Below are 19,377 nucleotides of genomic sequence, written 5' to 3'. Positions count from 1 at the left end.
CTGCATCACATCCTGAAGACGCCGTAGGACACCGGCTCCAACGGAGCCTGTGCGGCCACTGACAGGGCAAGTCCCAGAACCGCTCTGGTGTCGGCGGGGTCTATCACGCCGTCATCCCACAACCGGGCGGTCGAGTAGTACGGATTGCCCTGGTGTTCGTATTGCTCACGAATCGGCGCCTTGAAGGCCTCCTCCTGCTCCGGTGTCATCTCGCCTCGCACCGTGGCCAGCACGGAGGCGGCCTGCTCACCGCCCATGACCGAGATGCGGGCGTTGGGCCACATCCACAGGAAACGCGGCGAGTACGCCCGCCCGCACATCGAGTAGTTGCCCGCACCATAGGACCCACCGATGACCACCGTGAGCTTGGGCACCCGGGCGCATGCGACCGCGGTGACCATCTTCGCGCCGTGCTTGGCGATACCACCGGCCTCGTAATCGCGGCCCACCATGAATCCGGCGATGTTCTGCAGGAACACCAGCGGGGTGTTGCGCTTGTCGCACAGTTCGATGAAATGTGCTCCCTTGACCGCGGATTCGCCGAACAACACGCCGTTGTTGGCGATGATCCCGACGGGGTGACCATGGATGTGGGCGAAGCCGGTGACCAGCGTGGTGCCGTATTCGGCCTTGAACTCGGCGAATTCACCGCCATCGACGATCCGGGTGATCACCTCGTGCACGTCATAGGGCACCCGCGAATCCACCGGGACCACGTCGTAGAGCTCGGTTTGGTCGGCGATCGGATCGACGGCGGGCCGCATCTGCCACGGTGGGTCCTGACGCGGGCCGAAGGTGGACACGATGCGCCGGACGATGCGCAGCGCGTCACGGTCGTCGTTGGCGAGATGATCTGTCACACCGGAGGTCTTGGAGTGCAGGTCTCCGCCGCCGAGTTCCTCTGCGGTGACGACTTCGCCGGTCGCGGCCTTCACCAGGGGTGGGCCGCCCAGGAAGATGGTGCCCTGATTGCGGACGATGACGGCCTCGTCGCTCATCGCCGGGACGTACGCGCCGCCGGCGGTGCAGGATCCCAGTACCGCGGCGATCTGCGGGATGCCCTTGGCGCTCATGGTGGCCTGGTTGAAGAAGATGCGCCCGAAGTGTTCGCGGTCGGGGAACACCTCGTCCTGGCGTGGCAGGAAGGCGCCGCCGGAATCGACGAGATACAGACACGGCAACCGGTTCTGGGCGGCGATCTCCTGGGCGCGCAGGTGCTTCTTGACGGTGATCGGGTAGTAGGTGCCGCCCTTGACGGTGGCGTCGTTGGCCACCACCATGCATTCGCGTCCGCTCACCCGGCCGATACCGGCGATCAGCCCGGCCCCGGGACATTCGTCGTCGTACATGCCATCGGCGGCCAGCGGCGCGATGTCGAGGAACGGACTCCCCGGATCGAGCAGGGTGTCCACCCGGTCTCGGGGTAACAGTTTTCCGCGCCCCACATGCCGATCCCGCGCCTTGTCCGGTCCGCCGCGTGCCGCGGTGGCCAGTTTGGCGCGGAGTTCGGACACCAGCGCGGTGTGCGCTTCACGATGCGTCATCGATGAACCCGTCCATTTGAGTTAATCATGATTAACTCATGGTATGTTAATCGTAATTAACTCAAATGTCTACGTTCGAGATGGATCCGGGGATGCCCACTGAGACTCCGCGCAGCAGAGCCAAATCCGACCGGCGCGATCAATTGATCGCCGCCGCGGAGCGGTTGGTGGCCGAACACGGATACCTGTCGGTCCGATTGGAGGACATCGGCTCGGCGGTCGGTGTCAGCGGGCCGGCGATCTACCGGCATTTCGCCAACAAGGAGGCCCTCCTGGTCGAGCTGCTCGTGGGGATCAGCACCAGATTGCTGGCCGGCGGGCAATCCGTCGTCGCCGAGGCAGCCGGGGCCCGCGAGGCACTGGACAGACTCATCGAGTTCCACCTCGACTTCGCCCTCGGCGAATCCAATCTCATCCGCATCCAGGACCGCGATCTGAGCCACCTCCCACCGGCGGCGGCGCGACAGGTACGGAAAGCGCAGCGTCAGTACGTCGAGATCTGGGTCGACGTACTTCGCCGGATCGACCCCGATATCGACGAGGCCGACGCCCGGGTCATGGCGCACGCTGCATTCGGCCTGCTCAACTCCACTCCGTACAGCCTGAAAGCCCCGAGCACCACCCACCCGTCCAGGCCGGTGCTGCGGGCGATGACGATCGCCGCCTTGACCGCCGCGCACTGAAATCCGTAGCCGCGCGGGTACCGTGGGGCCCATGAGGTGGGCATGACCGAATATCCCCGTCGGGACGAGCCGACCCGTCGGCTCGACGGTGGCCAGTACGGCTATCCCGGGTACTCCGACCCCGCATACGCGGGCCAGAGCCCCTACAGCGCTCGGCCCACCGAGCAGGTCCCGGCCTATCCGGCCTACGGTTATGACCCGTACACCGGTCATTACGGCGGCACACCGCCTCCCCCGCCGCCGGGTACTCCCGAACCCCCGGAGCCGCCGCGCACCCCGCGCTGGTTGTGGGTTGTCGCCGGCATCGCCGTCGTCACCGTCATCGGGTTGGTCATCGCGCTGGTGATCGTCAACAGCAGCCAGCAGCAGACCGTCGTGGCGCCCGTACCGTCGCTGACCGAACCGACCGGCACGCCCGCAGCCCCCACCACCACCCGGCGCCCCACCACGACGACCAGCCCGCGCACCGCCGCACCGGCGCCCAGCACGACACCGTCGACCACCGCGCCGTCGACCCCGGGGACCACCGAAACCGTCGTCTACACCGTCAGCGGACAGGGCCGCGCCATCAACATCACCTACGTCGACAGCGGTGGTGTCCTGCAGACCGAGTTCAACGTGGTGCTGCCGTGGAGCAAAGAGGTGTCACTGCAGGGCCCGGCCAATCAATCGGCCAGCGTCAGCATCATCAACGTCGGCCGCGAGGTCACCTGCTCGATCGACATCGAGGGCGCTCAGGTGCAGCAGCGCACCGGCTCCGGCCTGACGATCTGCAGCCCGCTGCCCTAACGCGCGCTGACGCGCGGCGTCTTGACGCCCAGCATCAGGATCAGGCCGAGCGCGAGCACCACGCACAGCCCGCCCATGCCGGCCCGGTCGGTGCCGAACGCGTCGATGAACAGGAAGAACAGCCACGGCGCGAGCGGGGCGGCGGCCCGGCCGGTGGTCATGTACAACCCGAACGCGACGCCCTCCTTACCTTCGGTGGACATCCGCAGCATCTGGGTGCGCGCCGCCGAGAGCGTCGGGCCGATGAACAGACACAGCAGCAATCCGCACACCCAGAACGCCAGCTGACCCGACAACGTCATCAGCGTCAGCCCGACGATGATCATCAGCGACAGCGCGCCGAGGATCACCGGCTTGGCACCGAACCGGTCGTCGAGCAGCCCGCCGACCACCGCGCCCAGCGCAGCCACCAGGCAGGCGCACACCCCGAACAGCAGCACGCTGGCCGGGGAGATGCCGTACACGTTGACCCCGAGCACCGCGCCGAAGGTGAACACGCCGGTGAGACCGTCGCGGAACACCGCGCTGGCGACCAGGTAGTAGACGACGTTGCGGTCACGGCGCCACTCGCTGCGCACCTCGTGCCACAGCTTGCGGTAGGAGGCGATGATGCCGACCGGCCGATGTGCTGCGTCCGCGGGCGGATTGGGCCCCTTGAGCACCAGCGGCAGCGCGAACACCACGAACCAGGCGGCCGTCAGCAGCATCGCGGCCCGCACGTTCTGGCCGTCATCGGTGGGCAGCCCGAGCAGACCGCCGTCACCGGAGATGAACAGCGCATAGACGATCAGCAGCAGGCCCACGCTGCCGCCGTAACCGACCGCCAGTCCGGCCCCGGAGATGCGTCCCGAGGTTGCCGGCGTGGACAACTGGCTCAGCATCGCGTTGTAGGGCACGGTCGCCAGGTCGTTACAGGCGGCGGTGATGGCCAGCAGCGCCAGCCCGGCCCACAGATACGAGTGGTCGGTGCCGATGAAGCTCATGCCGGCGACCAGCACCACGACCGCCCCGGTGAGCAGCGCCAGAGCGCGACGGCGACGGTGTGGCGCGTCGACCCAGATACCGGTGATCGGCGCGAACAGCGCGACGATCAGGCCGGCCACCGTGAGCGCGCGACCCAGCCAGCTCGACGGGGAGGTGTCCCCCGGCAGACCCTCCCCGACGGCGTTGGTGAGGTAGACGGAGAAGACGAAGGTCACCACGATCGCGTTCACCGCGGTGGCACCGCAGTCGTAGAGAACCCACGATCGGACCTGGGACCGCCGGGCCGTATCGGGCGCCGACCCGGGGCTGCTCATGGCCGTCACCCTAACGGTCCCTACGATTTCTCCCATGCCTGTACCCGCTCCCCATCCCGACGCCCGCGCAGTCGTCACCGGCGCCTCGCAGGGCATCGGTGAGGCCCTCGCCTTCGATCTCGCCGGACGCGGCCACCATCTGATCGTCACCGCGCGCCGCGGTGACGTGCTGACCGACCTCGCCGCACGCATCACCGCACGGCACGGTGTGACGGTCGAGGTGCGTGCGGTCGATCTGGCCGACCCGGCCGCCCGTGAGGTGTTCTGCGCGGAGCTTGCCGAGCGCAACATCTCGATCCTGTGCGCCAACGCCGGCACCGCCACCTTCGGACCGCTGGCCAAGCTCGACCCCGCCGGCGAGAAGGCCCAGGTACAGCTCAACGCCATCGCCGTGCACGATCTGTGCCTGGCCGTGTTGCCGGGCATGCTGGAGCGCCGGGCCGGCGGCATCCTGATCTCCGGGTCGGCGGCTGGCAACTCCCCGATCCCGAACAACGCCACCTACGCGGCCACCAAGGCGTTCGCCAACACCTTCAGCGAGTCGCTGCGCGGTGAGGTCAAGAAGGACGGCATACACGTCACGCTGCTGGCGCCGGGACCGGTGCGCACCGAGCTGCCGGATGTCTCCGAGCAGTCGTTGGTGGAGCGGTTGATCCCGGATTTCCTGTGGATCAACACCGAGTACACCGCCAAGGTCTCACTCGATGCCCTGGAGGCCAACAAGATGCGCATCGTGCCGGGCCTGACGTCCAAGGCGATGTCGGTGGCCAGCGGCTACGCCCCGCGCGCGATCGTCACCCCGATCGTCGGCGCGGTCTACAAGAAACTGGGCGGCGAGTAGCGATTTCGGCGCGCCGGCGCTCGGTCAGCGAGCGCGAGCGCGCCGAAATCACCGCCGCCGACGCCGGCCGGTACCGAAGATGCTGCGGGTGATCTCACGCCCGATCACCGTGCCCGCCGAGCGCATGGCGCTCTTGAACGCCGGGCTGTCCACCACCTTGTCCAGCAGGCTCGGCTCCATCGGGGCCGGCGGCGGGTAATCAGGGATCGCCACCGGATCCGGGTACAACGGCGGCGGCAGATCAGGCACGGTCGCGGTCGGCGGGGGCGGCACCGGGGCGGTCACCGGCGGCGGGGGCGGTGCCAGTCGCGCGGTGAGCAACTCGTAGGCCGACTCGCGGTCGATGGTCTGCCCGTAGGTCGCCTGTAACGGACTGGCCTGCGCCGCCGCCCTGATCGCGTCCGGACCGATGGTGTCCATCAGGGAGCGCGGCGCCCGCATCCGGGTCCAGGCGACCGGGGTGGGGGCACCGTTCTCCGAGAGCACGGTGATGATGGCCTCCCCGATACCCAACGACGTCAGCGCCGACTCCAGGTCGTAGGTCGTGGTCTTGGGATAGGTGCGGACGGTCTTGGACAGCGCCTTCTGATCGTCGGGAGTGAACGCGCGCAACGCGTGCTGCACCCGGGCACCGAGCTGGCTCAGTACGCCGTTGGGTACATCGGTGGGGAGCTGGGTGCAGAAGAAGACGCCGACACCCTTGGAGCGGATCAGTTTCACGGTCTGCTCCACCTGCGCCAGGAATGCCTTGGAGGCGTCGTCGAACAGCAGGTGCGCCTCGTCGAAGAAGAACACCAGTTTCGGCCTGTCCAGGTCGCCCTCCTCGGGCAGCGTCGTGAACAGGTCGGCCAGCACCCACATCAGGAAGGTCGAGAACATGACCGGGCGGGCCGCCTGGTCACCGAGCTCCAGCAGCGTGATGACACCGCGACCCTGCGCGTCGACCCGGATCAGGTCCTTGGGTTCGAGCTCCGGCTCGCCGAAGAAGGTGTCCGCACCCTCGGCCTCCAGGTTGACCAGCGCGCGCAGGATCACCCCGGCCGTCGTGGTCGACACCGCGCCCAGCGCCTTGAGTTCGGGTTTGCCCTCGTCACTGATCAGGTACTGGATGACCGCGCGCAGGTCTTTGAGATCCAGCAGCGCCAGCCCCTTCTGATCGGCGAAGTGGAAGATCAGTCCGAGCGTCGACTCCTGGGTTGCGTTGAGCCCCAGCACCTTCGACAGCAGGATGGGCCCGAAACTGGTGATGGTCGCGCGCACCGGGACACCGATGCCGTCGGTGCCCAGGGACAGGAACTCGACCGGGTGGGCGGCAGGGGCCCAGGCATCGCCGGTGTCGGCGGCGCGTTGCAGGGTCCGGTCGCTGTTGGCGCCCGGCTGCGACAGACCGGACAGGTCGCCTTTGACGTCGGCCATCACCACGGGCACCCCGGCGGCCGAGAGCTGCTCGGCCATCAGCTGCAGCGATTTGGTCTTGCCGGTGCCGGTGGCGCCGGCGACCAGACCGTGCCGGTTCACCATCGCCAGCGGGATGCGGACCGCCGCGCCCGGATCGACCACCCCGTCGACGACGACCGCGCCGAGCTCCAGAGCCTGCCCCTGAGTGGCATAACCTGCGGCGATCTGTTGTGCGGGGGTCTGCTCGGGCTGCACCGTCATGCGGCAGACATTACTGAAGCGCACCCCGTCGGGGCGGGTTCACGCAGCTGATCATCGGCGGTGGGAATACTGTGGATCGCTGTGCGTGAAGAACTGGTGTGGATCGACTGCGAGATGACCGGGCTCGATCTGAAGTCCGACAAGCTCATCGAGATTGCCGCGTTGGTCACCGATGCCGACCTCAACGTCCTCGGCGACGGTATCGACGTGGTGATCCACGCCGAGGCCGAGGACCTGTCCGGCATGGTCGAGGTGGTCGCCAAGATGCATGCGAATTCCGGGCTGGACAAGGAGGTGCTGGCCTCCGACATCGACCTCGCCACCGCCGAGACGATGGTGCTGGACTACATCCGCAGCCATGTGAAGACCGCCAAAACCGCTCCGCTGTGCGGCAATTCGATCGCGACCGATCGCGGTTTCATCGCTCGCGACATGCCGACCCTGGACAACTACCTGCACTACCGGATGATCGACGTCAGCTCGATCAAGGAGCTGTGCCGGCGCTGGTACCCGCGGATCTACTTCGGTCAGCCCGAGAAGGGTCTGGCCCACCGGGCGCTGGCCGATATCCACGAGTCCATCCAGGAGCTCAAGTACTACCGGCGCACCGCGTTCGTGGCCGCGCCCGGGCCCTCGACCAGCGAGATCGCGGCGGTCGCCGCCGAGCTGGGCCCCCGCGGCAGCGCGCCGAACCAAACCGATTCGGTGTAACGACCCTCATGCGGTTAAGATCGTCAGCGCCGCTCACGCGGCAATGGTGGCTGTAGTTCAGTTGGTAGAGCACCAGGTTGTGATCCTGGCTGTCGCGGGTTCGAGTCCCGTCAGCCACCCGGTAACGGGAACGCCGCCCACTCAGGTGGGCGGCGTTTTCGCGTTCGAGGTCCCGATTCGGAGAAAAGCGACGCGTTTCCGCGTTTCCGGCACGCACCCGCAGGATGATCTGGCAGGTGGGGACCTCCAAGACCGTCGCCGGGCTGGCATGCCTGGCACTGCTGGCGGCCGGCTGCGGCACCGCGGTCTCCAGCGGACCCACCGTCGCGCATGACGCACCCACCCGACTGATCGACCGTGACGTGCCGTGGGCACAGGTCGGATCGGGTTGGACACTGGCCACCTGGGCCGAAAGCCCCGACACGACCACACTGACGCTGGTCAGCCCGGCCGGTGACCGGCATCGGATCACCGAACTGGCCGCAAACTATCGGCTCACCGACTGGTCCGGTGACGGCAGGCGCGCGCTGTTCAGCTCCAGCGACTACGACGCGGGCACCTATGGCACCACGACGCTCACCGAACTGGACCTGAGCACCGGCGCCACCACGGTCACCACCATGGAGGGACGCATCGCGGCCCGCTACACCCGGCCCACCGGCAAGGCCCTGTTCGTCACCGACGAGGACCGCAGGACCCTGCGCCGTGTCGACCTGGACGGCGTCGAGCAGCTCTCCTACGCCACCGACCGGCTCGGAGCGGCGGGCAGTTTCAACGGCCACCACCTGGCCAGCATCGACGGCACCCTGCTGGTGCTCGGCGCAGACAAGGGCCTGGCCGTCGTCGGCAACAACGGCCGGTTACGCGACCACCTCGATCTGCCGGGACCGAACACCCACTGCGTACCGGTGCGCTGGTGGAACAGCGGCGCCGTGCTGGCCCGCTGTTCGGACGTGGAGCTGATCGGTAATCAGTTGTGGCAGATCCCGCTGGACGGGTCGACACCGACCGCGCTCACCGCGTTCAGCTCGGGCCGCCGCGATGACTACGGCGATGTGGCGGCCTGGCGGTTGCCCGAGGGCGCGTTCTTCCAGTCGCTGGGCGCGTGCGGAGCCACCTCGCTGGTGCGCCGCGATGCGCTGCTGGCGGTGCCCGGAGTGGACGCCGGCAAATCCGTGGTGGTCGTCGGAGCCAGTGGCGGCACGCTACTGCTCCGGGTCACCGATTCCTGCGGACCGGGTATCGCCCTGATCGCTTATGACACCGCCGCCGGGACCTCCCGGGTGCTGTTGGGTCCCCCGGCCACCACGGGCCGGGTGCCGGCGGCGCTGGCGTTCAGCGACGACCGGTAGCGATGAGTAGTGCCCGCGGCGGCGGTCTACACAACGACACACTTCGTGGAGGGAGACAACATGACCGCCAGACCACCGGTGGTGGACCAGGACACGTGGCGCACGGCGTTGGAGGACCTGCGCCGGCGGGAGAAGGCCGCCACCCGCGAGCTCGACGCCATCGCCGCCGAGCGCCGCAGGCTGCCGATGGTCGAGCTGCCCGAGTACGTCTTGACCGGCGCCGACGGCCCGGTCCGGCTGGCCGACGTGTTCGCCGGGAAGTCACAGCTGATCACCTACCACCACATGTGGAGTGACGGGGCGCAGTGGCAGTGCGGCGGGTGCACGGGTTTCACCTCGCAGTTCACCCGGCTGGATTTCCTGGACAACTACGACGCACGCTTCGTCATCGTCACCAACGGGCCGATCGATGAGGCACTGGCCTACCGGGACAGGGTCGGTAATGCGATGCAGTGGTACTCGGCGGCCGGCACCGGCTTCGGTGCCGATGTGGATGCCGCACCCGGCGAGGGATTCGCGGTGAATGTCTTTATGCGCGATGGGGATAAGGTCTACCGGACCTGGCACACCAACGGCCGCGGCACCGAACAGCTCAGTAGTTCTTTCGCGCTGATCGACCTGTTGCCGTGGGGCAGACAGGAGGAGTGGCTGGACTCCCCCGCGGGTTGGCCGTCGCGTCCGACATACTCCGGATGGTTGGACAGCCCCGATATCGCACGTCTCTACGGAAAGGGTTCCGCGCAGTGAGCACCACCGAGCGTTATGTCGTCACCCGCACCATCCCCGCCGCACCGGACCGCATTTTCGCCGTGCTGTCCGACCCGGGCCGTCACCAGGACACCGAGCCCGGCGATTGGGTGCGCGACGCGGTCAGCCAGCAGCCCATCACCGAGGCCGGGCAGATCTTTGTGGTCAACATGTTCAAGGACTTCGTCGGCGGGCACTACGTGATGCACAACCTGGTGACCGATTTCGAGCACGACCGCCGGATCGGTTGGCGGCCCGGCCGGCTCGACGAATCGGGCGACCATCAGCCCGGCGGGTGGTCGTGGTGTTACGACCTGACCCCCAATGGGGATGGCACCGACGTCACCATCACCTACGACTGGTCGGGCACACCGCAGAGCTTCCGTGACCGGATCGGCAGCATGCCGCCGTTCGGGCCGCAGTACCTCGAACAATCCCTGGCGGCCCTGGAACGCTCAACGGTCTAGGTGCTGGCGTTGCCGGCCTTCCACTGCGGCCACGGGATGTTCCAGTCTCCGAGGCCGTCGGTTCCGGGAAGCACCGAACCGACCGTGCCGACGACCTCGACGATGTCACCACGTTTGGTGTTCTCGTAGAACCACTGCGCATTCGCGGTGCTGACGTTGAGGCAGCCGTGGCTGACATTGCTGTAGCCCTGGCTGCCCACCGACCACGGCGCCCCGTGCACGTAGATACCGCTGTAGGACATCTGCGTGGCGTAATCCACCTCGGTGCGATATCCGTTGGGCGAGTTGACCGGAACGCCGTAGGTCGACGAATCCATCACCAGCTCGGCGAACCGGTCACCGATGATGTAGGTCCCGTTGTTGGTCGGGGTGCTGTCCTTGCCCATCGAGATCGGCATGGTCTTGATCACCTCGCCGTTGCGCCGGACGGTCAGCGTCTTGGTCGAGTCGTCGGCCGTCGCAATCAGCTGGTCGCCGATGGTGAAGTCGGTGCTCGCGTTGTCCTGGCCGAACAATCCGTCACCCAACTGGACGCCGTAGGTGTTGACGGCCACCTCGACCTTGGTGCCGGGCTTCCAGTATTGCGCTGGGCGCCAACGGACTTCGCGATTGTTCAGCCAGTAGAAGGCACCTTCGACCTTGGGCGTCGTGGTGACCTTGATGGCCTGCTCCGCGGCGGACCGGTTGGCGATGTTCTCGTCGAAGCGGATGGCGATCGGCTGTCCGACTCCGACGACCTCGCCCTTGTTGGGCAGCACATAGGGCATGGTCAGGTTCTTCGGCGAGTGCGTCTCGAAGGTCATCTGCGTCGACGCCGCGCCGGCCAGCCCCTGAGAGCTGGCCGTCAGTGTGTAGCTGGCGTTGTAGTCCAGCGGATCGGTGGTCGACCAGGTCAGCCCGTCCTTGCTGAGCTGACCTGCCACCGCCGAGCCGTTCTCGTCGACGAGGTTCACCGACCCGAGCACGCCGCCCTCGGTGCTCACCGTCACCGGCTCTTCGACCGTCACGCCGACGGCACCATCGGTCACCGAAGCGCTCAGCTTGGGCACCAGCAGATCACCGAAGGGGGTGCCCTTGTCGGCGATGGTCCTCGGTTGTTCGGGGGCCTGTTGAGAGCCACAGGCGCTCAGCGCGATTGCGGCCACCAGCCCCACTGCGATCGCGGTCCCCCACGTCCTTGCTCGACGTACGCCCACCCGCGGCGAATCCTGCACCATACTTCTAGCCCCACCTCATGCCACGGACCCGCTGGGTCACAAACTTCCTGGCGATAGTCTAAGGGAACCGCCGACAACCGGCGGTCCGGCGAGGCCGCAAACCGGCTCTGTAATGCGGATTTCACCTCTGCGCGCCGGTGCTGTTATTGTTTCATCCGCGCGCCGTTAGCTCAGTTGGTAGAGCAGCTGACTCTTAATCAGCGGGTCCGGGGTTCGAAACCCTGACGGCGCACCACCGCAAAGGCCCTGCTTCGGCAGGGCCTTTGTCGTTTCGGGGCAAGTTGTTTTGGGGAAAGTCGTTTTAGGGCAAGTCGTAGGCGCACGTCGTCCGGGGCCCCGGGCGCTCAGCGCTCCCCTCGCAGCGCCCGGCTGATCCTGGTCGCCGCGTCGCGGACCTTCGCCCCGAGATCGTCGAAACGTTCGGCGCAGATGCGGCTGGACGGCCCCGATACCGACAGCGCGGCCACCGGTCCGGTGGGCCCCAAGATCGGCGCGCCGAGGGATGAGATGCCGACCGAGAGCCCACCCTCGTTCACCGAGTACCCCCGCTCGCGAATCTCGTTGACCACCGCGCGGATCCGGTCCGGATCGGTGAGGGTGTCCGGCGTCTGGGCCGGCAGCGCTCCGGCCAGGTAGCGATCGAGGTAATCCGGATCGCACGCGGAGAGATAGGCCAGCCCGGTGGCCGACGCGTGCAACGCGATCCGCTCACCGAGCGCCAGGAATGCGCGCAACCGGTGCGGGGTGTCCAGGCGCTCCACCAACACCAGCGAGTCCCCGTCGGGCGCGGCGAGGTGGACCGTCTCGGTCGTCGCCAACTGCAGCTCGTTCATCACCGGCAGCGCGATATCGCGCAGACTCTCCCCGCCGCCGGCGCGGCCGACCACCGCCACCACGCGGTAGGTCAGCTGCCAGCGGGTCGGGGTCGTGTCCGTCGGCCGTAGCCAGCCCACTTCCTGCAGGGTCAGCAGGATCCGCTGGACGGTGCTCTTGGGCAGTTCGACCCGGCGCGCCAGGTCGGACAGGCCCACCGGCTGCGCCTCGGCGACCGCCTCGAGTACCCGAAACGCCGATATGACGCTCTCTGTGGCCAAGGTTGCCTCCCCGGGTTGATGTGAGTTAGGTTACAGCAGTTCGGTCTACCAGACGAACCGTCGGTCCATTCTACGGACCGCTGTCAACGACTGACAACAAAACGACAGCAAAAGCCAACAGGAGGTGCTCGCCGTGACGGCACAACTGGTCGCACTCGGGATATTCATCGCGGTGTTCGCGATCGCCGCCATCCGCAACGTCAACATCGGCATCGTGATGTTCCCCGTCGCCTGCGTGGTGGGACTCTGGCTCGCCGATCTGAGCCTGAACCAGGTCATCGGTGAGTTCCCGCTGAGCATCCTGGTGCTCCTGGTCGGGGTGACCTACTTCTTCGGTATCGCGCACAGCAACGGCACCATCGAGTGGCTCATCCAGGCCTCGCTGGCACGGGTGGGCAACCGCGACGCCCTCTTCCCCGCGGTGTTCTTCGCTCTCACCGCCGTCATCTCGGCCATGGGCGCACCACTCGGCGGCCTGGTGATGGCACCGATGGGCATGAGCATCGCGCACAAACGCGGTATCGACCCCATGTTGATGGCCCTGGCCATGGGCGCCGGCCTGAGCGCCGGCGCGTTCGCGCCCACCAGCCTCTTCGGCATCATCACCTGGGGTACGGCGAACGAGGCCGGTATCGCGCTGAGCCCGCTGCTGCTCTTCGGTGTCGCGCTCGCACTGAACCTCGTGCTGCTCGCGGTGGCCTACGTGATGTTCGGACGCAAGAAGGTCATCACCGCCCAGGCGCCCGCCTTCAGCGAGGCCATGGTCGCCCGCGGTGCGGCCCTGCCCCAGTACGGCGGCTCCACCCTCGATATCGGTGACGGTGACACCCCGGGGGGCGACGACGAGTTGCCCGCCCCCGAACGTCCCACCGGGATGCAGATGTTGACCATCGCCATGATGGTGGTGCTCGTCGGCGCGGTCGTGGTGATGTCACTGATGGGCCTGACACCCGATATCGGCGTGCTCGGCTACGGATTGGGCGCTGTCGCCGCCCTGCTCGACGCCTCCTCGGGCAAGAAGGCGATGAGCCGGATCGACTGGGGTTCGGTGCTTCTGGTCGGCGGCATCATCACCTATGTCGGTGTGCTGACCGAGATGGGTGTGGTCGACATGCTCGGCGAGGGTGCGGTTCATCTCGGCTCACCTCTGGTGGCCGCGGTGCTGCTGTGCGCGGCGGCCGGACTGATCTCGGCCTTCGCCTCCACCACCGGCATGTTGGCCGCCCTTGTGCCGCTGGCCCTTCCGCTGATCGCCGACGGTGGCATCCCCGGCTGGGCGCTGATCTGCGCCATCGGTGTGTGCGCATCGATCGTCGATGTCTCCCCGTTCTCCACCGTCGGGGCCACCTACGTGGCGACCACCGTCGACGAGGACGCCCGGCCCCGGATGACCAAGCTGCTCACCCGGTGGGGCCTGTCGATGGTGGTGGTCGGACCGGTGGTCCTGACCCTCGTGCTCATCGTGCCCGGGATGGTCTTGTCATGACCGCTCCCCTGCTGCGCGCATTGCTCGACGATGGCGTCGCCGACGATGACAAGATGATCACCATCGACGGGCACTCGTTGTCGCGCAGGCGACTTCGTGACATCGCATCGTCCTTCGGCGCCGATCTGCGTGCCGGCGGCCCCGCCCCGGTGGTGGCCGTCGACGCCGAACCGACGCTGCGCACCGTCGTGGCGGTCACCGGCTGTCTGCTCGCCGGCATTCCGGTGGTGCCTGTGCCACCGGACGCCGGACCGGCCGAGGTGAACCACATCCTGGCCGATTCCGCGGCCACCGTGTGGGTCGGCGCTGCGCGCCAGGGTGTCGAGCTGCCCGTCGCCGTGCCCGACCACGACCGGACACCGGCCGCTGAACTGGAACCTGTTGACCCGCAGCAGGTTGCGATCATCCTCTACACCTCCGGAACGACGGGCGCGCCGAAGGGTGTGCTGTTGAGCCACCATGCGATCGCCGCCGGCTTGGACGGGCTGGCGCAGGCCTGGGCGTGGACATCGGCCGATACCGTGGCCCACGGCCTCCCGCTGTTCCACACCCACGGCCTGATCCTCGGCGTGCTGGGATCACTTCACATCGGCTCGCGTCTGGTCCACACCGGCAAACCGACCCCGCAGCGTTACGCCGAGACCGCCGCCACCATGTACTTCGGCGTGCCGACGGTCTGGACCCGCATCACCCGCGACGAGTCGTCCGCCACGGCGCTGTCCTCGGCGCGGCTGCTGGTCAGCGGCAGCGCTCCGTTGCCGGTGCCGGTGTTCGAACGGCTGCGCGAGCTGACCGGGCACGCCCCGGTCGAGCGGTACGGCATGACCGAGACCATGATCACGCTGAGCACCCGCGCCGACGGTGAACGACGCCCGGGCTGGGTGGGCCTGCCGATCACCGGTGCGCAGACACGCCTGCGCGCCGACGACGGCGGCCCGGTCCCCCACGACGGCGAATCGATCGGCCGACTCGAGGTCCGCGGCCCCATGCTGTTCGACGGATACCTCAACCTGCCCGAGATCACGGCATCGTGCTGGACCGAGGACGGTTGGTTCGTCACCGGCGACCTGGCCGCGATCGACGAGCGCGGGTTCCACCGCATCGTGGGTCGGGAATCGGTGGACCTGATCAAATCCGGCGGCTATCGCATCGGCGCCGGGGAGATCGAGACCTCGCTGCTCGCCCTGCCCGAGGTCTCCGAGGTCGCGGTGATCGGCGCACCTGATGACGACCTGGGACAGCGAATCATCGCCTTCGTCGTCACCGACTCCCCGACCGCCGGCGAGGTGCTGGCCGAGGAACTCATCGCCCACGTCGCCGAGGACCTGTCCTGGCACAAGCGTCCCCGCGAGATCCGATTCGTCACCGCCCTGCCACGCAACGCGATGGGCAAAATCCAGAAGAAAGCACTGATGTGAGCACCCAGGCACCTGTCGACCACTACGCCCGCCACCTCGGCATCGTCGTCGAGAATTTCGACAACGGTTCAGCGACCGCGGCGCTGACCGTCGGTCCGGAACACCTGAATCCGCACGGGACCGCACACGGCGCGCTGTTGTTCAGCGTGGTCGGCGCCGCGCTGGCGGCCGCGGCGAACAATTCCACCCACAGCGGCGTGGTCAGCTCGATCCACATCGACTATCTGGCACCCGCGCGCGAAGGAGACGCGTTGGTGGCCTCCGCCTCGGTCGACGAGCGGCTCGCCCGCGAGGACATCTTTGTCGTACGACTCGTGAACGCCGCGGGCGGCACGGTTGCCCGCGCGACCGGCAGGGCCACCCGCCGCGCCAAACATTCCACCCCGTGACGAATATGGTCGATAAAGCACGCGCAACACGACACGCCGTGTAAGAATTCAATCCGTTATCGAATTGCAGTGTCCGCTATATTATTTCCCGCTCCGTAAATAAAAGTGGCTTGATTCGTCGAATTGAATTTCCCGGCCGAATACCGGCCGGTGGCGCAGTGACAGAACCGCCGGGGTACCGGGAAGGAGCGGGATGGTGCGCTCGACTCGAACGCCTACGCGCCCGTTGCTGTTGTCCGTTCTGGCACTGTCCTGCCTGAGCACCGCCGCCTGCGGCATCCGGGTCGAGAACATCGCGGCGCCGGTGCAGCTCCCCGCGGCGACCGGCACGTCGGCGTTGCGCGACCCGGCCGCAAGCGTGATATTGACACCCTGCATTCCGGGTGACGGGCGACCGCATGCCGTTTCCGAAGTCGGCGTGATGCTCCTCGGCAAAGACCTTTATGCCGTCGATTGCGAACACCGCGTCAATTCCGGCACCGTTCCCACAGCGCGTACCGATAAAGACGTCAACGCCGATCTCGCCATCACCGACGAATTGGTCAGCGCGGTATTGGTCGGCACCGGCGGGTTCGGGTATCAACCGGTCATCGGCCTGTCGGGCTGACCTCCGTCGATCCGCCATGATTGCGGACCGTTGCGGCCCGAGTGCACGAAGTTGCCGCACGACGCCGTCATCCACTACGCGCCGAATGTGCTGAGATCCTGCCATCACGTACAGTTGCTGACCTGCGAAGGCACCGAATACTGCGTGATTGGCGGTAAAAACCCAGGTAGTTCGCGCAAAATCCAGCAAACACGGCTACCGCGGTCATGCTAGGCTCAAGTTAGCTGACTGCCGAGAGATCGGGTGTCAGCAAGTGTCGGGGGACGAAACGAGGTATTAGCTGATGCCGAGCGATAGCGCATCAAGGCCGGCGGCCGCCGCATCCGAGGCCGCCGCAGCCACCGTGAGCGCCGTGGATGTCATCAGTTGCAGCCGCCTCGGCCGCACCGCCAATCCGCCGACCAGGTCGATCCTGGACTGGTGGCGGTCACGCCGCAATCGCTACGACGCCGTCAGCGGCGCCTGATCCCGCGGATCACCAGCACCACCACGACCACGCCGACACCGGCCAGCGATACCAGCACCGGCGGCTTCGTCACGAACGCCAGCGCCTTGGCCTTGGCATCATCGGCCAGCCGCTGGGGGTTCGCGCGCACGGCCAGTGAGTCCACCGTCGCCGCCAGTTGATCACGAGCCTGGTCGATGTCCTTCTTGATCGCCTCGGGATCCCGATCAGCCACTGTGTCCTCCATGTCGTCGGCGTACCGAATTACCCTAGAGCAGCCGGAGCCGACCACGTTGCCCCGGTCGCGAAAGAAAGGCACATCCACCCATGGCACAGACCCCTCGGCTGGCAGTCGGCGACAAGGCACCGGACTTCAGCCTTCCCGATGCCGACGGCAACACCGTTGCGTTGTCCGACTTCGCGGGCCGCAAGGTGATCGTGTACTTCTACCCGGCGGCATCCACTCCCGGCTGCACCAAGCAGGCCTGCGATTTCCGGGACAGCCTGGCCGAACTCAACGAGGCGGGTCTGGACGTCGTCGGCATCTCACCCGACAAGCCCGAGAAGCTGGCAAAGTTCCGCGACGCCGAGGGACTGACCTTCCCGCTGCTGTCGGATCCGGACAAGAAGGTGTTGACCGCCTGGGGCGCGTTCGGCGAGAAGAGCATGTACGGCAAGACCGTGCAGGGGGTCATCCGCTCGACGTTCCTCGTCGACGAGAAGGGCGTCATCGAGGTGGCGCAGTACAACGTCAAGGCCACCGGCCACGTGGCCAAGCTGCGCCGCGACCTATCCGTCTAGGGCGCCCAGGGCCTTCAGGAACAGTGCCTCCGACGTCGCGGCGCGCTCCAGCACGCCAAGGTCCAGGCTCTCGTTGATGCTGTGCGCCTGGGTGCCGGGATCCTCCACTCCGGTGACCAGGATCTCGGCATCCGGGAAGGCCGCGGCGAACTCGGCGATGAACGGGATCGACCCACCCATGCCCATATCGATGGGTTCGCGACCCCACGCGGTGCGGAACGCCTGACGGGCCGCTTCGTACACCGGTCCCGTGGCATCGATGGCGTACGGCTGACCGATATCACCGGGAGTCACCGTGACCCGGGCGCCCCACGGCGCGTGCGCCTGCAGGTGTCGGGTCAGCGCGGCGAGGTGTTCGCGGGCGTCCCCGCCGGGGGCCACCCGCATGCTCACCTTTGCCCGGGCGCTGGGCACCAACGTGTTGGACGCCTTGGCGATCGGCGTGGTGTCGATCCCGATCACCGTGATCGCCGGGCGCGCCCACATCCGTTGCACCACCGGACCCGAACCGATCTGCCGCACCCCGTCGAGCAGGCCGGAATCGGCGCGCACCCGTTCGTCGCTGAACTCGACCTCGGCGGCCGCGGCTTCGTACAGTCCCTCGACGGCGACATTGCCCGCATCGTCGTGCAGGCTTGCCAGCAGCCGCACCAACGCGCTGAGCGCGTCCGGCACCACCCCGCCCCACAGCCCGGAATGCAGACCGTGATCCAGCGTCGACACCTCCACGACACAATCGGCGAGCCCGCGCAGCGAAACCGTCAGCGCCGGGATGTCGACCGCCCAGTTGTCGGAGTCGGCGATGATGATGACATCGGCGGCAAGCAGGTCATGATGTGCCGCTAACAACGCCGTCAGAGATGGCGAGCCGGACTCCTCCTCGCCCTCGACGAATACCGTGACCCCCACGGGGAGTTCGTCCCCGAAGGCCCGGATGGCCGCCAGATGTGTTGCGATACCGGCCTTGTCGTCGGCGGTGCCGCGGCCGTAGAGCCGGCCGTTGCGCTCGGTGGGTTCGAACGGCGGCGAGTGCCATTGCGTGGCGTCACCCTCGGGTTGCACATCATGGTGGGCGTACAGCAGCACCGTCGGCGCACCCTCGGGTGCGGGGCGACGGGCGATCACGGCGGGAGCACCGCCTTCGGCAACGATCTGGATATCGTCGAAACCGGCCTGCGACAACAACGTTGCCGTCAGCTCGGCGCTGCGATGCACCTCTGGCCTGCGGGCCGGGTCCGCCCACACCGACTCGATGCGGACCAGATCCTCCAGATCGGCCCGCACCGAGGGCAACAATTCACGGACACGCGCGGCAACATCGGTCATGGCTCAAGGCTAGTCCGCTGCCGTCGCCCCACGAGCGTGCGCAAACTCCCGCCCACGGCGGCGTGTCCGGCAGCAGACACGCACGCTCGCGGGGAACGGGAGATCAGGCCTCGAGGATCGCCACCGCCGCGGCGGTGTCTGCCTCGTGGGTCAGCGACAGGTGGATCGTCACGTCCTTGAGGTGCTCGGCGATGGCACCGGTCAGGCGCACCTTGGGCCGCCCCCACATATCGGTGACCACCTCGATATCGCGGTGGATCCCCTCGGGCAGCATCGGCCGCTTGGAGAACCGCGAGCCCGACCAGGCCTTGATCACGGCCTCCTTGGCCGCCCACCGCGCCGCGAGGTGACGCGCCGCCGACGAACTCTTGTCCGCGGCGTCGCGCCTCTCCCCCGGTGTGAACGTCTCGGCGAAGACCGTTCCCGGCTGGTCGACCTGCTCGGCGAAATCCGGTATCGAGACCAGGTCGATCCCTACTCCAACGATGCCCATTCCGGAAACG

General features: G+C 67.4%; 21 protein-coding genes and 2 tRNA genes. 15 read left to right on the top strand and 8 right to left on the bottom strand.

The window, feature by feature from the left end; all coding sequences use genetic code 11:
* Positions 1 to 5: 5 nt before the first annotated feature.
* Complete coding sequence (locus tag G154_RS24095; RefSeq protein ID WP_019511634.1) at positions 6 to 1,544, bottom strand: carboxyl transferase domain-containing protein; 1,539 nt, start codon at positions 1,542 to 1,544, stop codon at positions 6 to 8.
* Positions 1,545 to 1,636: 92 nt separating this feature from the next.
* On the opposite strand from G154_RS24095, the gene G154_RS24090 reads away from it, so the two are divergent.
* Together G154_RS24090 and G154_RS26610 are read left to right on the top strand one after the other, a co-directional pair.
* The gene (locus G154_RS24090; protein ID WP_031601617.1) at positions 1,637 to 2,227 is read left to right on the top strand and encodes a TetR/AcrR family transcriptional regulator; all 591 of its coding nucleotides are present in this window, start codon (positions 1,637 to 1,639) and stop codon (positions 2,225 to 2,227) included.
* A gap of 42 nt (positions 2,228 to 2,269) precedes the next feature.
* Positions 2,270 to 3,016 carry an MmpS family transport accessory protein gene (locus G154_RS26610; protein ID WP_019511632.1) on the top strand — a complete coding sequence of 249 codons (747 nt, stop codon included), beginning with the start codon at positions 2,270 to 2,272 and terminating at the stop codon, positions 3,014 to 3,016.
* Here the strand turns inward: G154_RS26610 and G154_RS24080 are convergent.
* Positions 3,013 to 4,314, bottom strand: coding sequence for an MFS transporter (locus G154_RS24080; protein ID WP_019511631.1), 1,302 nt, complete (start codon positions 4,312 to 4,314; stop codon positions 3,013 to 3,015). The two genes, G154_RS26610 and G154_RS24080, sit on opposite strands and share 4 nt — an antisense overlap.
* Before the next feature lie 34 nt (positions 4,315 to 4,348).
* Between G154_RS24080 and cmrA the strand changes: the two genes are divergently transcribed.
* A complete protein-coding gene (gene cmrA, locus G154_RS24075; RefSeq protein WP_019511630.1) occupies positions 4,349 to 5,155 on the top strand; it encodes a mycolate reductase in 807 nt (268 codons plus the stop codon).
* A gap of 48 nt (positions 5,156 to 5,203) precedes the next feature.
* On the opposite strand, the gene G154_RS24070 is transcribed toward cmrA, so the two are convergent.
* Entirely contained in the window at positions 5,204 to 6,814 is a 1,611-nt protein-coding gene (locus tag G154_RS24070) for a helicase HerA-like domain-containing protein (RefSeq protein ID WP_019511629.1), read from the bottom strand.
* A gap of 81 nt (positions 6,815 to 6,895) precedes the next feature.
* Here G154_RS24070 and orn point away from each other — a divergent pair, with 81 nt between their 5' ends.
* The 5 genes from orn to G154_RS24045 all read left to right on the top strand — a co-directional run bounded on the left by orn (position 6,896) and on the right by G154_RS24045 (position 10,091).
* Positions 6,896 to 7,525, top strand: coding sequence for an oligoribonuclease (gene orn, locus G154_RS24065; protein WP_031601619.1), 630 nt, complete (start codon positions 6,896 to 6,898; stop codon positions 7,523 to 7,525).
* 46 nt (positions 7,526 to 7,571) lie between these two features.
* Positions 7,572 to 7,644, top strand: a tRNA-His gene (locus tag G154_RS24060).
* Positions 7,645 to 7,761: 117 nt separating this feature from the next.
* Positions 7,762 to 8,877 (top strand): hypothetical protein, encoded by a 1,116-nt coding sequence (locus tag G154_RS24055; protein WP_131701350.1) that lies wholly within the window; start codon positions 7,762 to 7,764, stop codon positions 8,875 to 8,877.
* A 60-nt stretch (positions 8,878 to 8,937) separates the two neighbouring features.
* Positions 8,938 to 9,624, top strand: a complete 687-nt coding sequence (locus G154_RS24050) for a DUF899 family protein (RefSeq protein WP_023986072.1) — start codon at positions 8,938 to 8,940, stop codon at positions 9,622 to 9,624.
* On the top strand, positions 9,621 to 10,091 hold the full coding sequence (locus tag G154_RS24045; RefSeq protein WP_019511625.1) for an SRPBCC family protein: 471 nt from the start codon (positions 9,621 to 9,623) through the stop codon (positions 10,089 to 10,091). Before G154_RS24050 ends, G154_RS24045 begins: the two co-directional genes overlap by 4 nt.
* Here G154_RS24045 and G154_RS24040 read toward each other — a convergent pair.
* A complete protein-coding gene (locus tag G154_RS24040; RefSeq protein ID WP_023986073.1) occupies positions 10,088 to 11,308 on the bottom strand; it encodes an Ig-like domain-containing protein in 1,221 nt (406 codons plus the stop codon). The genes G154_RS24045 and G154_RS24040 overlap by 4 nt on opposite strands.
* Positions 11,309 to 11,467: 159 nt before the next feature.
* Between G154_RS24040 and G154_RS24035 the strand changes: the two genes are divergently transcribed.
* Positions 11,468 to 11,543: transfer RNA gene (locus G154_RS24035), tRNA-Lys, on the top strand.
* Positions 11,544 to 11,652: 109 nt separating this feature from the next.
* Here the strand turns inward: G154_RS24035 and G154_RS24030 are convergent.
* On the bottom strand, positions 11,653 to 12,402 hold the full coding sequence (locus tag G154_RS24030) for an IclR family transcriptional regulator (protein ID WP_019511623.1): 750 nt from the start codon (positions 12,400 to 12,402) through the stop codon (positions 11,653 to 11,655).
* 133 nt (positions 12,403 to 12,535) lie between these two features.
* Between G154_RS24030 and G154_RS24025 the strand changes: the two genes are divergently transcribed.
* The 5 genes from G154_RS24025 (at position 12,536) to G154_RS24005 (ending at position 16,768) form a co-directional block, all read left to right on the top strand.
* Entirely contained in the window at positions 12,536 to 13,888 is a 1,353-nt protein-coding gene (locus G154_RS24025; protein ID WP_023986074.1) for an SLC13 family permease, read from the top strand.
* Positions 13,885 to 15,306, top strand: coding sequence for an acyl-CoA synthetase (locus tag G154_RS24020; RefSeq protein ID WP_019511621.1), 1,422 nt, complete (start codon positions 13,885 to 13,887; stop codon positions 15,304 to 15,306). Before G154_RS24025 ends, G154_RS24020 begins: the two co-directional genes overlap by 4 nt.
* Positions 15,303 to 15,695, top strand: coding sequence for a PaaI family thioesterase (locus G154_RS24015; protein WP_019511620.1), 393 nt, complete (start codon positions 15,303 to 15,305; stop codon positions 15,693 to 15,695). Before G154_RS24020 ends, G154_RS24015 begins: the two co-directional genes overlap by 4 nt.
* A 193-nt stretch (positions 15,696 to 15,888) precedes the next feature.
* Positions 15,889 to 16,302, top strand: coding sequence for a hypothetical protein (locus tag G154_RS24010; protein ID WP_131701351.1), 414 nt, complete (start codon positions 15,889 to 15,891; stop codon positions 16,300 to 16,302).
* Between the two features lie 283 nt (positions 16,303 to 16,585).
* Positions 16,586 to 16,768, top strand: coding sequence for a hypothetical protein (locus tag G154_RS24005; protein ID WP_019511618.1), 183 nt, complete (start codon positions 16,586 to 16,588; stop codon positions 16,766 to 16,768).
* Here G154_RS24005 and G154_RS24000 read toward each other — a convergent pair.
* Positions 16,755 to 16,982 carry a DUF3618 domain-containing protein gene (locus G154_RS24000; protein ID WP_023986076.1) on the bottom strand — a complete coding sequence of 76 codons (228 nt, stop codon included), beginning with the start codon at positions 16,980 to 16,982 and terminating at the stop codon, positions 16,755 to 16,757. The two genes, G154_RS24005 and G154_RS24000, sit on opposite strands and share 14 nt — an antisense overlap.
* A 92-nt stretch (positions 16,983 to 17,074) precedes the next feature.
* Here G154_RS24000 and bcp point away from each other — a divergent pair, with 92 nt between their 5' ends.
* A complete protein-coding gene (gene bcp, locus G154_RS23995; RefSeq protein ID WP_019511616.1) occupies positions 17,075 to 17,548 on the top strand; it encodes a thioredoxin-dependent thiol peroxidase in 474 nt (157 codons plus the stop codon).
* Here the strand turns inward: bcp and G154_RS23990 are convergent.
* Together G154_RS23990 and G154_RS23985 are read right to left on the bottom strand one after the other, a co-directional pair.
* Positions 17,537 to 18,874: a dipeptidase gene (locus tag G154_RS23990; protein WP_019511615.1), complete on the bottom strand. Its 1,338-nt coding sequence runs from the start codon at positions 18,872 to 18,874 to the stop codon at positions 17,537 to 17,539. The two genes, bcp and G154_RS23990, sit on opposite strands and share 12 nt — an antisense overlap.
* Before the next feature lie 103 nt (positions 18,875 to 18,977).
* On the bottom strand, positions 18,978 to 19,367 hold the full coding sequence (locus G154_RS23985) for a holo-ACP synthase (protein WP_019511614.1): 390 nt from the start codon (positions 19,365 to 19,367) through the stop codon (positions 18,978 to 18,980).
* Positions 19,368 to 19,377: the final 10 nt, after the last annotated feature.

This window comes from Mycobacterium sp. VKM Ac-1816D (genome assembly GCF_000416385.1).
In the GTDB taxonomy this organism is placed as follows: Bacteria; Actinomycetota; Actinomycetes; order Mycobacteriales; family Mycobacteriaceae; genus Mycobacterium; species Mycobacterium neoaurum_A.
Note: the sequence above shows the minus strand (reverse complement) of the source record. Positions and strands in the feature narration are given on the sequence as shown.

Coding starts and splice junctions, on each gene's coding strand:
- G154_RS24095 (WP_019511634.1), bottom strand. CDS start 1,544: ATGACGCATCGTGAAGCGCACACCGCGCTGGTGTCCGAACTCCGCGCC.
- G154_RS24005 (WP_019511618.1), top strand. CDS start 16,586: ATGCCGAGCGATAGCGCATCAAGGCCGGCGGCCGCCGCATCCGAGGCC.
- G154_RS23985 (WP_019511614.1), bottom strand. CDS start 19,367: ATGGGCATCGTTGGAGTAGGGATCGACCTGGTCTCGATACCGGATTTC.
- G154_RS24040 (WP_023986073.1), bottom strand. CDS start 11,308: ATGGTGCAGGATTCGCCGCGGGTGGGCGTACGTCGAGCAAGGACGTGG.
- G154_RS24010 (WP_131701351.1), top strand. CDS start 15,889: ATGGTGCGCTCGACTCGAACGCCTACGCGCCCGTTGCTGTTGTCCGTT.
- G154_RS23990 (WP_019511615.1), bottom strand. CDS start 18,874: ATGACCGATGTTGCCGCGCGTGTCCGTGAATTGTTGCCCTCGGTGCGG.
- bcp (WP_019511616.1), top strand. CDS start 17,075: ATGGCACAGACCCCTCGGCTGGCAGTCGGCGACAAGGCACCGGACTTC.
- G154_RS24070 (WP_019511629.1), bottom strand. CDS start 6,814: ATGACGGTGCAGCCCGAGCAGACCCCCGCACAACAGATCGCCGCAGGT.
- G154_RS24050 (WP_023986072.1), top strand. CDS start 8,938: ATGACCGCCAGACCACCGGTGGTGGACCAGGACACGTGGCGCACGGCG.
- G154_RS26610 (WP_019511632.1), top strand. CDS start 2,270: ATGACCGAATATCCCCGTCGGGACGAGCCGACCCGTCGGCTCGACGGT.
- G154_RS24020 (WP_019511621.1), top strand. CDS start 13,885: ATGACCGCTCCCCTGCTGCGCGCATTGCTCGACGATGGCGTCGCCGAC.
- G154_RS24090 (WP_031601617.1), top strand. CDS start 1,637: ATGCCCACTGAGACTCCGCGCAGCAGAGCCAAATCCGACCGGCGCGAT.
- G154_RS24080 (WP_019511631.1), bottom strand. CDS start 4,314: ATGAGCAGCCCCGGGTCGGCGCCCGATACGGCCCGGCGGTCCCAGGTC.
- cmrA (WP_019511630.1), top strand. CDS start 4,349: ATGCCTGTACCCGCTCCCCATCCCGACGCCCGCGCAGTCGTCACCGGC.